The sequence below is a fragment of the Ruegeria sp. BG10 genome, from assembly GCF_056538575.1.
Map to the genome: position 1 here is coordinate 225,035 of NZ_JBQFTI010000002.1, position 12,857 is coordinate 237,891.

Below are 12,857 nucleotides of genomic sequence, written 5' to 3' on the forward strand. Positions count from 1 at the left end.
ACGATGGCTCGGCAAACGGGAGGAAGTCATGAAAAGAATTCTCAGCTTTTCGGCTGTGGTTGCATTGTTGGGCTCGACAGCGTTCGCAGAGCCGGTCGTCGGCGTCAGCTGGTCAAATTTCCAGGAGGAACGCTGGAAAACGGATGAAGCCGCGATAAAATCCGCACTGGAAGCCGGTGGCGCCGAGTACATTTCGGCGGACGCACAGTCGTCATCCGCAAAACAGTTGTCGGACATCGAAAGCCTGATCGCGCAGGGCGTGGACGCCCTGATCATTCTGGCGCAGGATGCGCAGGCGATCGGACCGGCTGTTCAGGCCGCTGCGGACGAGGGGATTCCGGTTATCGCTTATGACCGCCTTATCGAAGATGATCGCGCGTTCTATCTGACCTTTGACAATGTCGAAGTTGGGCGGATGCAGGCTCGCGCTGTGTTCGAGGCGATGCCCAAGGGCAATTACGTGATGATCAAGGGATCGCCCACTGACCCCAACGCTGATTTCCTGCGCGGTGGTCAGCAAGAGATCATCGGGGGCGCGGTCGACAGCGGTGATATCGTGATCGTGGGAGAGGCCTATACCGATGGCTGGCTTCCGGCCAACGCCCAGCGGAACATGGAACAGATCCTGACCGCGAACGAAAACAACGTCGATGCGGTTGTTGCCTCGAATGACGGGACAGCCGGCGGCGTCGTTGCTGCGCTGACGGCGCAGGGTATGGAAGGTATTCCGGTCTCGGGTCAGGATGGCGACCACGCGGCGCTGAACCGGGTTGCGCTTGGCACGCAAACCGTGTCGGTCTGGAAGGATGCCCGCGAGCTTGGCAAGGCAGCGGGTGAAATCGCCGTCGCCCTGAGCAGCGGCACCAGCCCGTCCGACGTTGATGGTGCGGTAAGCTGGACATCGCCCGGCGGGACCGAGATGAACTCGGTCTTCCTGGCGCCGGTCCCGATCACCAAGGACAACCTGTCGGTTGTTGTGGATGCAGGATGGATTCCGCTGGAGGACCTGTGTCAGGGCGTTGAAAACGGACCCGCCCCCTGTAACTGAACCCATCATCCCTGGCCCGCAACGACGGGCCGGGGATATTTGCTGAATTTGAAAGATCGGAAATGACCGAAACTTCGTCTCAGCCGGTACCTCAGAAAGCCAAACCCAGCCTGTTCCAGCAATTGGAACTGGATATGCGGCTTTTGGGCATGATCGGCGCGTTTGTCATCCTATGCATCGGGTTCAACATCGTCACGGACGGGCGGTTCCTGACGCCCCGCAACCTGTTCAACCTGTCGATCCAGACGGTATCTGTGGCCATCATGGCCTGCGGAATGGTGTTTATCATCGTCACCCGCCATATCGACCTGTCGGTCGGCGCGCTGCTGGCGACGACTTCGGCGGTGATGGCAATGACGCAAACCGAACTGCTGCCGCATATGTTGGGGCTGGGGCTGAACAACCCGGCGACATGGGCGATCACCATAGTCGTCGGATTGTTTGTCGGCACCCTGATCGGCGCGTTTCACGGCTGGATGGTAGGTTACCTGACGATCCCCGCCTTCATCGTGACGCTTGGCGGGTTTCTGGTCTGGCGGAACGTCGCCTGGTACCTGACCAGCGGGCAAACGATCGGGCCGTTGGACAGCACATTTCTGATGTTCGGCGGCACCAACGGAACATTGGGTGCAACGACAAGCTGGCTGTTCGGATTGTTCGCCACGGCCGTCGCCATTTGGGCCTTGTGGAGCGGCCGGCGTGCGAAAGCCGCGCATGGCTTCCCCGTCAAACCCGTCTGGGCGGAATCCACATTGGCGGGCGTTATCGCGATCGCGATCCTGGGATATGTCTTTATCGTCAATAGTTACTCTATCCCGACCCGCAGGTTGCAACGCATGTTCGAAGCCCGCGGCGAAACGATGCCGGAGGGGTTGGTCGTTGGATACGGCATTCCAATCTCGGTCCTGATCCTGATCATTGTCGCGGTGACCCTGACAGTTGTGGCCCGGAAAACCCGGTTTGGCCGATATATCTTTGCCACCGGCGGCAACCCGGATGCGGCCGAGCTTTCAGGTATCAATACCCGCCTTTTGACGGTCAAAATCTTCGCCCTCATGGGGTTTCTCTGCGCCGTTTCAGCCGTTGTCGCCTCGGCCCGGCTGGCCAACCACTCCAATGATATCGGCACGCTGGACGAGTTGAGGGTGATTGCCGCTGCGGTTATCGGCGGAACGGCATTGTCAGGTGGCATCGGCACCATCTATGGCGCGATCCTCGGTGCACTGATCATGCAGGCGCTGCAATCCGGGATGGCCATGGTGGGGGTCGATGCACCGTTCCAGAACATCGTCGTCGGCAGCGTTCTGGTGCTGGCCGTCTTTATCGACATCGTCTACCGCAAGCGACTGGGGGCTAAGTGATGCAGGTTCAGGACACGCAAAAAACGCCTTCGAACACGGGTCGCGGTTCAGGTGCCGCACCCCTGGTCGAAATGCGCGACATTTCGATCTCATTCGGCGGTATCAAGGCGGTCGATCATGTCTCTGTCGATCTCTACCCCGGTGAGGTTGTTGGCCTTCTGGGGCATAACGGGGCGGGGAAATCCACCCTGATCAAGGTTCTGTCCGGTGCCTATCAGATGGACCACGGCGAGATTCTGATCGACGGCAAACCGGTTGAGATCGGCAATCCCCGCGACGCGCGGGCCAACAATATCGAGACGATCTACCAGACGCTGGCTTTGGCCGACAATCTGGATGCGACGTCAAACCTGTTCCTGGGGCGCGAGATGACGACACCCTTCGGCCTGGTCAACGACGCCGCGATGGAGGCCGAATGCCGCAAGATCATGGCGCAGCTGAACCCGAATTTTCAAAAGTTCAACGACCCCGTCTCGGCCCTGTCCGGCGGGCAGAGGCAATCCGTCGCCATCGCCCGGGCTGTTTATTTCAACGCGCGCATCCTGATCATGGATGAGCCCACCGCGGCCCTGGGACCGCATGAAACGCAAATGGTGGCCGACCTGATCCACCAGCTCAAGGCGCAGGGTATCGGGATCTTCCTGATCGACCATGACGTTCACGCGGTCATGGAACTGTGCGACCGCGCATCAGTGATGAAGAACGGCAAACAGGTGGGAACGGTCGATATCGCCGACGTAACAGACGACGACCTGTTGTCGATGATCATTCTCGGCAAACAACCGGGTCAGAAAGCAGAGTAGGGGGCAGGAATGACAAGCGGTTTCTTCGAAGGGATCGAAAAGGTCCGGTATGAAGGCGTGGACAGCAGCAACCCGATGGCCTTTCGCCATTACAACCCGGACGAGGTCGTCATGGGCAAACGGATGGAAGACCACCTTCGGTTTGCCGTTGCCTGGTGGCATTCGTTTGCCTGGGAAGGCGGCGACCCCTTCGGCGGGCCCACGTTCGAACGCCCCTGGCATCCGCAGGACGACATGGGCCGTGCCCGGCTGAAGGCCGACATCGCCTTTGAGATGTTTGAACTTCTCGGCCAACCCTATTTTTGCTGGCATGACGCAGATATCAGGCCCGAGCAGGGCAATTTCGCCGACAATCTGAGAACGCTGGAGGAAATCACCGACTATATCGGTGAAAAGATGCAGGCGGCAGGAACAAAGCTTCTGTGGGGTACGGCCAATTTGTTCAGCCACCGCCGCTGGATGTCCGGTGCCAGCACAAACCCCGATCCCGAGGTTTTCGCCTTTGCGGCCGCGACCGTGAAATCCTGCATCGACGCGACCCACAAACTGGGCGGCGAGAACTATGTGCTGTGGGGTGGCCGCGAAGGGTACGAAACCCTGCTCAACACGGACATGAAATCCGAACTTGATCACATGGGTCGCTTTTTGAACATGGTGGTCGAGTACAAGCACAAGATCGGGTTCAGGGGCACCATTTTGGTCGAACCCAAGCCGCAGGAACCTTCGAAACACCAGTATGATTACGATGCCGCCACCTGCATCGGGTTCCTCAGAAAATATGGACTGGAAGATGAGGTGAAGCTGAACCTAGAACAGGGTCACGCCATCCTTGCCGGCCATAGTTTCGAGCATGAAATTGCCGTGGCGACGTCCGAAGGAATGCTGGGTTCGATTGACATGAACCGCAACGACTATCAGTCAGGGTGGGATACAGATCAGTTCCCGAACAACACGCCCGAGGTTGCGCTGGCGTATTACCACATCCTCAAATCGGGCGGGTTTACCACTGGCGGAACGAATTTCGACGCCAAAATACGCCGCCAGTCGATTGATGCCGAGGATCTGGTTGCCGCGCATGTCGGCGGCATGGATGTCTGTGCCAGAGGTCTGAAAGCCGCAGCGGCAATGATCGAAGACGGTGGACTGGATGCTGCGTTGACAAACCGGTACGCGGGTTGGACCTCAGCGGAAGCACAGTCCATGCTGTCCTCGGGCCTGGAAGACATCACCGCGCGCGTCCTGTCGCAGAACATCAACCCGGCTCCGCAATCGGGGCGCCAGGAAATTCTGGAGAATTATGTGAACAGGTTTGTCTGATTTCTGTAAGCCATCGCACGCATTTTGGTTGATGGTGGCCTCGCAAACCACCGAAGGGCAGAAGGAGGTAGGTTAGTCAAACCTTCATAACGGTATAGTGGTTGACCGCCGGTGAAATCGACCGCGCGAAATGACAGCCGAAGGTCCCTGGATCATCGCGTTTTTTGCCCGCTCGTTCCATTGGAAGAAGTGAGTTCAACGAAAACTCATGGCGGCGGGCAATCATACGATCTGCAATAAACCTAATTCTCGATGATCAAATCAAAGTCGTCGGCGGCAACCCGATTGGCAAAATACCAATCCTCGGCCTCGTGCCACTGCTTTTCCCATGAACCCAGCTTGCTTTCGCGCACTGTCAGCCGCCTCAGTCTTTCGGTTCTGCTAAGCCGCACGAGCACCGACAAATCTATAAGATCACCCAATACGGGACGCGCCGAGTATACGCCCTCCAGAATGACAACCGATTTGTTTTGCAGAGAAATTCTGTGGGGAATGCGCGAGCCATCGAATTTCTCCCAATCAAACCGTGTAAAATCACAGGCACCTTGTTCTTTGAGCGCCTTGATCACTCGGGATTGGAAGCGCCAGTCGATACACTTGTCTGCAAGGATCTGAGGCGGGTCGCTTCTGATTCCAATACCGCCGGCAAAAAAGTCGTCCCCTTCAACAATCACCGCATCAACTTCTGGGCCAAGGGTTTTGGCGATGGTCGACTTGCCGGACCCGCTTTTGCCGTCAATTGCGATGACGATCGGTGAGTTTTGTATATGGGCATTTACCAGCCCATCTATGCACCCGACAATTTCGCCGATGTGATCGGGAAACCTGAACGCGGTCGAGACTTTTCTCATCCAGGACATCCCGGTTGGCGGTTCCGTTGCTGCCCCCGGGAGGGCGTGAACCGCAGGCTAAAGTTTATGCATTCATCTGACATGGTACAGAACATTCAAAAGTTTTTCGCCTGAGCTGGATCCGACCCTAGTCCCAGCTCCCAACAGCAGTTCAAGGTTCACCTGTTTCGAAAACAAGGCGGGGCCTAGCGTATGGCTGGCGGCCTGAACGGCGGCGTGCCCGCTTTCGTCAGTGGTAAACCTCATCGGCATAAAATGCGGCCAGAAATAGGGATGCAGCGTACCGGACAAATAGACCAGCCATTTGTGCAATTCGATCCTGTCCGGCGAACCAGCAGCCGGGCCGATTTCGGCATCCGGGTTCTGGTCTATCAGGTAAAGAAGAATGGCCATACCTTCGGGCAGGGCGAGGTCTCCATCCACCAATGTTGGCACCACCCCGGACGGGTTCAGCTTCATGTAGTCCGGTGACTTCATACCTGCAAAATCGAGATGCTCGTCGTCGTAAGGCTTGCCGATCCATTCAAGGGCAATATGCATCGCAGTGGCACAGGTGCCGGGTGCCGAGTAAAGTTTCATACCGTGGTTTCCTTGTTTTGATTAGGGGCGATCGTGACGTTTTGTGGTTCGAAGCAGGGCCAAGCCACATGGCCTGACCCTGCCATTCCTTCAATTCCACTCGGCGTTGGGGTCGACTTTGAACAGATGCTCCATGAAAATCGGGATCAGCCCTTCGGTATTTTCCGAGCGCGCGTGATCGCGGGAAAGCTCTGCCGGAACCACGTTCCAGGTAATCGGCTCGACACCGGCGGCGATCATCCGTTTCATCCCGTTCTCATGGCTTTTCTGCGAAATACTTCCAACGGTGTCTTCGGGGACGTAGACGTCATACCCTTCCCGTTCGGCTTCGATAGCGGGATAGGCCAGGCAGACATCTGTCCACAGCCCGCCCATGATCAGCTTTCTGCGACCAGTGGCCTCTACGGCCGCAACAAATTCCGGCTCTTCCCAGGCGTTCACATTTGTGCGGTCGACAAAAACAGCGTTTGGGGCCAGTTCGCGAAGCTCTTCGATCATCGGTTCATACCCTTCGTAGCCGACGGACACGTGGCTGAAGATGATCGGGATGTCGTAAAGGACGGCAGTCTTGATCAGCCCGGTTGTGTTGTTGATCAGATCCTCATGATCAATGCTGTTGACGCCACGCAAGATGGGCGGTTGGTAGTCGATCAGGATCAGCGCCGAATTCAGTGGCGACAGAAACGGATCTTCGCTGGCTGGACGTATCGGCGTGCCTTGGTAACCTTCGGGGTATTGACCGATGCGGTCCTTGGTCTGGATCATCGTCTGGGTCGCAAAGCGCTCCAGGCGTTGGGCGCGCAGCGTGTCGGAGGATGCGACATCCGCGATGGCCGAGCCTGCGGTCAAAGTGGCTATGGCCACCAGTGTGGTTGTTCGGATGAGGTTGTACATTATTTTCCTTTCTGCCCGGGTCCTACCCGGAGTCATCTATTCTGCGTGAACGTGTTCGGCGATCAGTTGCGCGACCGAGGGGCCGGGGCCGACAAGCTCCAACACGTTGCGGTCAGGATCGCGGATAAAGATCGTCTTGGTGCCGCGAAACTCGCGGCGCCCGGTGATCGCAATTTCGTTCTGGGTGACGAATGCTTCGGTTGCTTCGGCGTCCTTTACCTTTAGTGCGAGGTGCGTGATGCCGGGGTATTTTTCGGCTTCGTCCATCAGGACGTTTTTACCGGCTTTGGCCGTTGCAGGACCGAGCAGGTTGATGTTGATGCCGGACGGGTGCAGCATCACCAGCGGATGGCCCGCGTCATAGCCACCATCGGCGATCAGTTCGAACCCGAGTAGTTCGTAAAAGGCAACAGACGCGTCGCGCTCGCTGATCCGGATACCGATGTGATCGAAATTTCTGATGTCCAACATGGCATAGCCCTTTCCTTGCTTGCCATGAAGGTAGTAGGACCTGTATTGAACTTTAATAGCGCAAAAAGAACGGCATCTTTTCCAAATGGATTATAGTAAGGAACTTTTTGACGGCATGGTTCTGTTCTGCGCGGTGGTGGAACAAGATGGTATGAGCGCGGCAGCCAAGCGGCTGGGACACACGCCCAGCCATGTGAGCAAGGAAATCGCCCGGCTGGAGACCCGGTTGGGAACCCGCTTGCTGAACCGGACGACCCGCAGGATCAGCCTTACGGAATCCGGTCGGATTTACTATGAAAACGCCTTGCGGATGATCAAGGATGCGCACGCCATGCAGGACCGGTTGCAGTCAATCGGAGACCGGCCCTTCGGAGAATTGCGGATGAGTGTGCCGGTCGTCTTTGCGCATGGCTGGCTCAATCAATGGCTGCCCGAGTTTCTTGAGCGATGTCCGGATGTCGATCTTCATATCGACATTTCTGAGCGGCATGCAGATATGATCGGCGAAGGCTTCGACCTTTTGGTGCGTATAGGCGTGTTACCCTCCACCGACCAGATATCCCGAATGCTGTTTGAGACCCGTGGTCTTACGGTTGCGTCACCTGCCTATCTGAAACGGCATGGAACGCCGGTTCACCCGGAAGAGTTGCGAGATCATGCGCTCATTGATTTTTCCTTTCACATGAGAAATCAAAGCTGGAGCTATGCCGGGCAGGCAGGAGAAATATTCTCTGTGCCTGTTTCACCAAGAATTCGTTGTGACGATGCACATACCGAAAAAGCCCTTGCTGTCGCAGGCAGAGGCATCACGCGCTTACCCGAGGTAGCATGTCAGGTGGAACTGGATGCCGGTAATCTGGTTCCAATACTTGTTGAATTTGAAAAACCTCCGCTCGGCGTCCACGTGATTTACGCAAGCCGCGACAACCTGCCGGCAAAAACCCGTGCGATGATTGATTTTCTCGTCGAGAAAAGCCGTTAACGACAGGCTGGCACGCTGAGCCAAGCGCGGAAAAAATTGCGCAAGACGGGCAAAGGGTCCTTCGCTTTCAGCTCAGAAAACCTGGGCCACTTGCTAACCCAACCGTTTCTTGAACCTCAGGGTCGCAGCAACCAACCCGAAGACAGCAAACCCGACCATCCAGAGGATTTCCCAGCGCAGTTCATACAGCGAAGCGTCGCGCAGAACGACACCCCGGATCATATCCATGAAATGGGTTGCAGGCAGAACCTGTGCGATGATCTGGACCGGTTGCGGCATGCCGTCGAAGGGAAACATGAACCCGGACATCAGGATTGACGGAAGCAGAACGAAGATCGTCATCTGCATCGACTGAAGCTGGTTCTGGGCGAGGGTGGAAATCACCAGCCCCAGCGACAGGCTGGCGATGATGAACAGCAGTGTCACCACCAGCAGCGTGCCCAACCCGCCATTTATCGGGACATCAAACAACACGTGCCCAAGGCCCAGAATGATCGCGACCTGCACAAGCCCCAGAAAGATGTAGGGTATGATTTTGCCGATCATCAGTTCGATCGATCTGATCGGCGTATTGATCAGCATCTCCATATTGCCGCGTTCGCGTTCCCGGACGATTGCGGCCGAGGTGAACAGGATCATTGTCATGGTCAGGATGACGCCCACAAGCCCGGGTACGATGTTCACAGCGGACCGCTGCTCGGGATTGAAGTAGAGCGTCACTTCGAAGGTGGGAACCTGCCGGTTCGGCGGTAGTTTCAGTAACTCGGTTAGGGGCATCATCCGCAGGGATTTGATGGCACTGGCGACCATCGTGTCCGAGCCATCCACGATCCAATGGGCGACAGGCCGGCTGCTGGTCTGATCAGTTGCGTTGGGCAGGCCCAGCCCGACAGAAGGGCTGCGTGCGACGCGGTTGGCCACATCAGGCGGAATGATCAGCGCAGCGCGCACACGGGATTCCGTAATCGCGCGTTCGGCATCCTGCGGGGTGGTCAAATCTTCGGTAATTGTCACCACTTGTGTGGCCTGAACCAATTGCGCCAGCGTTCGGGACAGCTCTGTCCGGGATTGGTCCACAAGTGCAACGGGAACGTGGCGCAGATTGGTGTTGATCGCGTAACCGAACAGCAACAGCTGGATCAACGGGATCATGATAACCATCGCAAATGTCATCCTGTCCCGCCGCAATTGAAGCAGTTCTTTCTTCAGAACGGCGGTGATGCGACGCGGAGAAATCATGACTCCGGCCCTCGCGTTGCGCTGACGAACACGTCTTCGAGGTTTGGTCGCTGCGGCACCAGGGACAGGTCCGGAAATGCGTCCAGCCGGGTGCGCAGCATATCCACCGGTTTCGGTTCAGACTTATCCACCAAAACGCGCAGCCGAGACCCGACCTGCGCGGTCGACAAAACCTTGGGCGTTCCATCCAGCGCGTGTTTTATCTTTCGCAAGTCCGGACCTTCGACTTCGACGACGTCGGCCTGCAGATCATCCATCAACTGACGCGGGGACCCGTCGGCCTTTTTTACGCCGTGCTGAAGAATGGCCAGACGGTGACAGCGTTCCGCTTCGTCCATGAAATGGGTGGACACAATCATGGTTGCACCCTGATCGACCAGATCGAACAATTGCTCCCAGAAAGTCCGGCGTGTTTCCGGGTCGACCGCCGATGTCGGTTCATCCAGAAACAGCAGATTCGGTCGATGCATGACGGTTGCCGCAAGGGCCAGTTTCTGCCGCTGGCCGCCGCTCATGCTGCCGCTGAGCTGATGGGCATTCGCCGTCAAATCATAGGTATGCAGCAACTCGTCAATTCGCGTTGCCGCGTCTTTCGGGTGGATGCCGTAGATTTCCGAAGCGAACCTGAGGTTTTCCAGCACGGTCAGGTCACGGTAATAGGAAAAGATCTGGGTCATATATCCAATTTCGTTTTTCAGGGGCTCTGCCGCCTCGGGCATAGAGCGTCCCAGAACCGAGATTGATCCGCTGCTGGGGGTCAGCAACCCGGTCAGCATGCGCATTGTTGTTGTCTTGCCGCAACCGTTAGGGCCGAGAAATCCGTAAATCTGTCCGGTTCTGATCTCCAGATCCAGATTGTTGACCGCTGTATTGTCCCCAAACTGCCGGGTCAGCCCCTGCGTCGCGACGACGACATCCTTCATGGCATGCGGACCTGCACCGGCACGCCAGCAGGTAGATCCGGAGATGCGGCTGGCAGGTCAATTTCGGCCAGATACACAAGGCGCGTCCGATCATCCTTGTTCAATCCGTAATAGGGCGTGAACGATGCGTCGTCGCTGATCCACCTGACGACGCCTTCCAGGGGCGCCTCAAGCCCATCGACGCGCACTTCAAGCGTGTCGCCCGGCTTCAGATTGACGCGATGCGGTTCCGGAACGTAGATGCGCGCATAAGGAACTTGTCCACTGACCAGCACCGCCACCGGGCTTCCTGTGGTCACACGCTCTCCGAGGTTCCAGGGGAGCGAGTCCAGCACACCGTCGCGGGTCGCAACAACGGTCAGATCGTCCAGAACGGTCTGTTCTGCATCAACCAAAGCCTCAGCCGCCCGCACATTGGCCTCGGCCACGGCGAGGTCTTCGGGTCGCGTGCCATTTTGCAGTTCCTTCAACGACTCCCTCGCGCTGGACAGTTCGGCCTGCGCGGAATCGCGCAGTGCCAGATCATTTGCCACCTGCGCTTCGGTGACGACCGAGTTTTCGACCAGTTTCGCGTTTCGGAGGTACGTTGCCTCGGCATCGGCCAATCGCGCGACTGCGCCAGCGACCTTGGCTTCGGCGATGGCGATTTCTTCCACGCGCGGGCCGACCTGTAGCTTCAGAAGCGTGGCCTGAGCCTTTTCAAGCTCGGCCTGCGCCAGATTCAGCTTTGCGGTCTGCAAGGTGGCATCGAGTTGAACCAGCGTATCACCGGCTTTGACGACGGTCCCTTCGGCTACCGGCAGATCCACGACGATCTCGTTGGCCGTTGCGGTCAAGGCGACACGGTCACGAGCCAATATGCCCAGAGCCAAACTCGTATCGGAACCGGAGCATCTGTCCAGAAAAGCTGGCAAAACCGCTGCGAGTATCAAGGGTATTGGGATCGTCATGTTCAGCAAGGTTCAACTCCCGTGACCGGCCTCTGGTCGTGTTGAGGCAGTTATCAAAGCATACAATCAGGAAATCCATTTTGTATATACGGTCCGGTCGGCGCCCGCGCCCATGCTCAAATGGCAAGTTGACCCAGCCAATCTTCCAGCTTTTCACCGATCAGATGCGGATTGTCTTCCTGAAGGAAATGGATACCTGCGCCGATATCCACTACCTCAAGATTTTGAATGGTCTGACGACACCAGGCGACCTCGTCAGGGCCGATTGTGCCGCCGGGCGTGCCATGGAACATCAGCATCGGTGTCCGGGTTTCACCGAGCCAGCGGCTATAGCGGCTGACAATGTCATGAACATCCGCCGGTGTTCCGTCGATCGGAATCTCGCAGGGCCAGACCCGAACTGGTTTGCGGCTGCGGGCGGTGGGGAACGGAGCGCGGTACTGCTCCATCTCTTGTGGTGTCAGATCACGCACGATGGCGCTTGGCAGTATCTTGTTTACGAACATGTTCAGGCCCGAGATCATAACCCAGCCCAGCCCGGGGGTCCGCATCATACGAAACCCGGCGCGGAAATCGGGTGGGAATCCAGCCCAGGTCATCGGGCGGATTACAGCCTCCATGAACGCGATGCCGCGCACGTTCTCCGGGTGCCTGCAGGCATAGTGAAACCCCAGGGCCGAGCCCCAGTCATGGATGACAAGCGTGACGTTCTTCAGCCCCAACGCGTCTATGAACCCGTCCACGAACGGGACGTGGTCGACAAAACGATAGGGAATGTCGGGCTTGTCGGACTTACCCATGCCGATCAGGTCCATCGCGATGGCACGATGCTGCCGGGCAGTATAGGGAATGATATTGCGCCACAGATAGGAGGAGGTCGGATTGCCATGCAGAAACAGAACCGGCGCGCCTTGGCCTTCGTCGACATAGTGGATGCGCTGCCCGTTCACCTCGACGAATTTGGATTCAAACGGAAAATCGGGTGAAATCGCCTGTTCGGTACTCATTGAACCGTCCTTTTGGATTTTCGTGTCTCTTCGATCATACCCAGCGCGTCATCGTACCACGCGGGCCGGGACGCCCATCCGGCAATCGTGTCAACGGCGCCGGATGGCGGGCGGGTCAGACTGCTTACTGGAACGACAAGAAACCTCCCATTTTGCGTCTCGAAGGGCAGGGATGTTCCGCAGACCCGGCATAACACCCGCCGCACCTGCGAATTGGGTACGTCGAAGGATGTCAGCAAGTCTTTACCCTCAAGCCATTCGATTTGATCGGGCCTTGTGAACGCATTTGCAACATGGGCCGATCCCGACGCTTTTTGACAAAAATTGCAGTAGCATAGCTTGAACGCGGTCATGTTGCCCTGCACCCGAAAGCGTACCGCTCTACAGATGCACTGCCCGTCTATTCTATGTCTACTGATCATCGGTGCGCCT

The 12,857-nt window shown here is 57.3% G+C and carries 14 protein-coding genes; 5 read left to right on the plus strand and 9 right to left on the minus strand.

Annotated features, from left to right (window positions below; genetic code table 11):
• The first annotated feature begins 28 nt into the window (after positions 1-28).
• The 4 genes from xylF to xylA all read left to right on the plus strand — a co-directional run bounded on the left by xylF (position 29) and on the right by xylA (position 4,529).
• Positions 29-1,048, plus strand: a complete 1,020-nt coding sequence (gene xylF / locus ACR0D8_RS12080) for a D-xylose ABC transporter substrate-binding protein (protein WP_475164613.1) — start codon at positions 29-31, stop codon at positions 1,046-1,048.
• 62 nt (positions 1,049-1,110) lie between these two features.
• Complete coding sequence (locus tag ACR0D8_RS12085) at positions 1,111-2,409, plus strand: sugar ABC transporter permease (protein WP_480646724.1); 1,299 nt, start codon at positions 1,111-1,113, stop codon at positions 2,407-2,409.
• Positions 2,409-3,212 (plus strand): ATP-binding cassette domain-containing protein, encoded by an 804-nt coding sequence (locus ACR0D8_RS12090; protein WP_480646726.1) that lies wholly within the window; start codon positions 2,409-2,411, stop codon positions 3,210-3,212. The genes ACR0D8_RS12085 and ACR0D8_RS12090 overlap by 1 nt, the downstream gene beginning before the upstream one ends.
• A gap of 9 nt (positions 3,213-3,221) precedes the next feature.
• Complete coding sequence (xylA, locus tag ACR0D8_RS12095) at positions 3,222-4,529, plus strand: xylose isomerase (protein ID WP_480646728.1); 1,308 nt, start codon at positions 3,222-3,224, stop codon at positions 4,527-4,529.
• A gap of 242 nt (positions 4,530-4,771) precedes the next feature.
• Here the strand turns inward: xylA and ACR0D8_RS12100 are convergent, their stop codons facing one another.
• The 4 genes from ACR0D8_RS12100 to ACR0D8_RS12115 all read right to left on the minus strand — a co-directional run bounded on the left by ACR0D8_RS12100 (position 4,772) and on the right by ACR0D8_RS12115 (position 7,324).
• Positions 4,772-5,380: a uridine kinase family protein gene (locus tag ACR0D8_RS12100; RefSeq protein ID WP_480646730.1), complete on the minus strand. Its 609-nt coding sequence runs from the start codon at positions 5,378-5,380 to the stop codon at positions 4,772-4,774.
• Between the two features lie 72 nt (positions 5,381-5,452).
• Positions 5,453-5,959 carry a glutathione S-transferase family protein gene (locus ACR0D8_RS12105; protein WP_480646732.1) on the minus strand — a complete coding sequence of 169 codons (507 nt, stop codon included), beginning with the start codon at positions 5,957-5,959 and terminating at the stop codon, positions 5,453-5,455.
• A 90-nt stretch (positions 5,960-6,049) separates the two neighbouring features.
• Positions 6,050-6,853, minus strand: a complete 804-nt coding sequence (locus ACR0D8_RS12110; protein ID WP_480646734.1) for an isochorismatase family protein — start codon at positions 6,851-6,853, stop codon at positions 6,050-6,052.
• A 36-nt stretch (positions 6,854-6,889) separates the two neighbouring features.
• On the minus strand, positions 6,890-7,324 hold the full coding sequence (locus tag ACR0D8_RS12115; protein WP_480646736.1) for a VOC family protein: 435 nt from the start codon (positions 7,322-7,324) through the stop codon (positions 6,890-6,892).
• 85 nt (positions 7,325-7,409) lie between these two features.
• Between ACR0D8_RS12115 and ACR0D8_RS12120 the strand changes: the two genes are divergently transcribed.
• A complete protein-coding gene (locus ACR0D8_RS12120; protein WP_480646738.1) occupies positions 7,410-8,306 on the plus strand; it encodes a LysR family transcriptional regulator in 897 nt (298 codons plus the stop codon).
• A gap of 93 nt (positions 8,307-8,399) precedes the next feature.
• Here ACR0D8_RS12120 and ACR0D8_RS12125 read toward each other — a convergent pair whose 3' ends face one another.
• The 5 genes from ACR0D8_RS12125 to ACR0D8_RS12145 all read right to left on the minus strand — a co-directional run bounded on the left by ACR0D8_RS12125 (position 8,400) and on the right by ACR0D8_RS12145 (position 12,847).
• The gene (locus tag ACR0D8_RS12125) at positions 8,400-9,545 is read right to left on the minus strand and encodes an ABC transporter permease (RefSeq protein ID WP_480646740.1); all 1,146 of its coding nucleotides are present in this window, start codon (positions 9,543-9,545) and stop codon (positions 8,400-8,402) included.
• Positions 9,542-10,468 (minus strand): ABC transporter ATP-binding protein, encoded by a 927-nt coding sequence (locus tag ACR0D8_RS12130; protein WP_480646742.1) that lies wholly within the window; start codon positions 10,466-10,468, stop codon positions 9,542-9,544. Before ACR0D8_RS12130 ends, ACR0D8_RS12125 begins: the two co-directional genes overlap by 4 nt.
• Entirely contained in the window at positions 10,465-11,304 is an 840-nt protein-coding gene (locus ACR0D8_RS12135) for an HlyD family secretion protein (protein WP_480646744.1), read from the minus strand. Before ACR0D8_RS12135 ends, ACR0D8_RS12130 begins: the two co-directional genes overlap by 4 nt.
• A gap of 230 nt (positions 11,305-11,534) precedes the next feature.
• Positions 11,535-12,425: a haloalkane dehalogenase gene (locus ACR0D8_RS12140; RefSeq protein WP_480646745.1), complete on the minus strand. Its 891-nt coding sequence runs from the start codon at positions 12,423-12,425 to the stop codon at positions 11,535-11,537.
• On the minus strand, positions 12,422-12,847 hold the full coding sequence (locus tag ACR0D8_RS12145) for a GFA family protein (RefSeq protein ID WP_480646747.1): 426 nt from the start codon (positions 12,845-12,847) through the stop codon (positions 12,422-12,424). Before ACR0D8_RS12145 ends, ACR0D8_RS12140 begins: the two co-directional genes overlap by 4 nt.
• Positions 12,848-12,857: the final 10 nt, after the last annotated feature.

Excerpts from the sequence above, each read along its gene's own strand:
- xylF (WP_475164613.1), top strand. The coding sequence starts at position 29 with ATGAAAAGAATTCTCAGCTTTTCGGCTGTGGTTGCATTGTTGGGCTCG.
- ACR0D8_RS12085 (WP_480646724.1), top strand. The coding sequence starts at position 1,111 with ATGACCGAAACTTCGTCTCAGCCGGTACCTCAGAAAGCCAAACCCAGC.
- ACR0D8_RS12090 (WP_480646726.1), top strand. The coding sequence starts at position 2,409 with ATGCAGGTTCAGGACACGCAAAAAACGCCTTCGAACACGGGTCGCGGT.
- xylA (WP_480646728.1), top strand. The coding sequence starts at position 3,222 with ATGACAAGCGGTTTCTTCGAAGGGATCGAAAAGGTCCGGTATGAAGGC.
- ACR0D8_RS12100 (WP_480646730.1), bottom strand. The coding sequence starts at position 5,380 with ATGAGAAAAGTCTCGACCGCGTTCAGGTTTCCCGATCACATCGGCGAA.
- ACR0D8_RS12105 (WP_480646732.1), bottom strand. The coding sequence starts at position 5,959 with ATGAAACTTTACTCGGCACCCGGCACCTGTGCCACTGCGATGCATATT.
- ACR0D8_RS12110 (WP_480646734.1), bottom strand. The coding sequence starts at position 6,853 with ATGTACAACCTCATCCGAACAACCACACTGGTGGCCATAGCCACTTTG.
- ACR0D8_RS12115 (WP_480646736.1), bottom strand. The coding sequence starts at position 7,324 with ATGTTGGACATCAGAAATTTCGATCACATCGGTATCCGGATCAGCGAG.
- ACR0D8_RS12120 (WP_480646738.1), top strand. The coding sequence starts at position 7,410 with ATGGATTATAGTAAGGAACTTTTTGACGGCATGGTTCTGTTCTGCGCG.
- ACR0D8_RS12125 (WP_480646740.1), bottom strand. The coding sequence starts at position 9,545 with ATGATTTCTCCGCGTCGCATCACCGCCGTTCTGAAGAAAGAACTGCTT.
- ACR0D8_RS12130 (WP_480646742.1), bottom strand. The coding sequence starts at position 10,468 with ATGAAGGATGTCGTCGTCGCGACGCAGGGGCTGACCCGGCAGTTTGGG.
- ACR0D8_RS12140 (WP_480646745.1), bottom strand. The coding sequence starts at position 12,425 with ATGAGTACCGAACAGGCGATTTCACCCGATTTTCCGTTTGAATCCAAA.
- ACR0D8_RS12145 (WP_480646747.1), bottom strand. The coding sequence starts at position 12,847 with ATGATCAGTAGACATAGAATAGACGGGCAGTGCATCTGTAGAGCGGTA.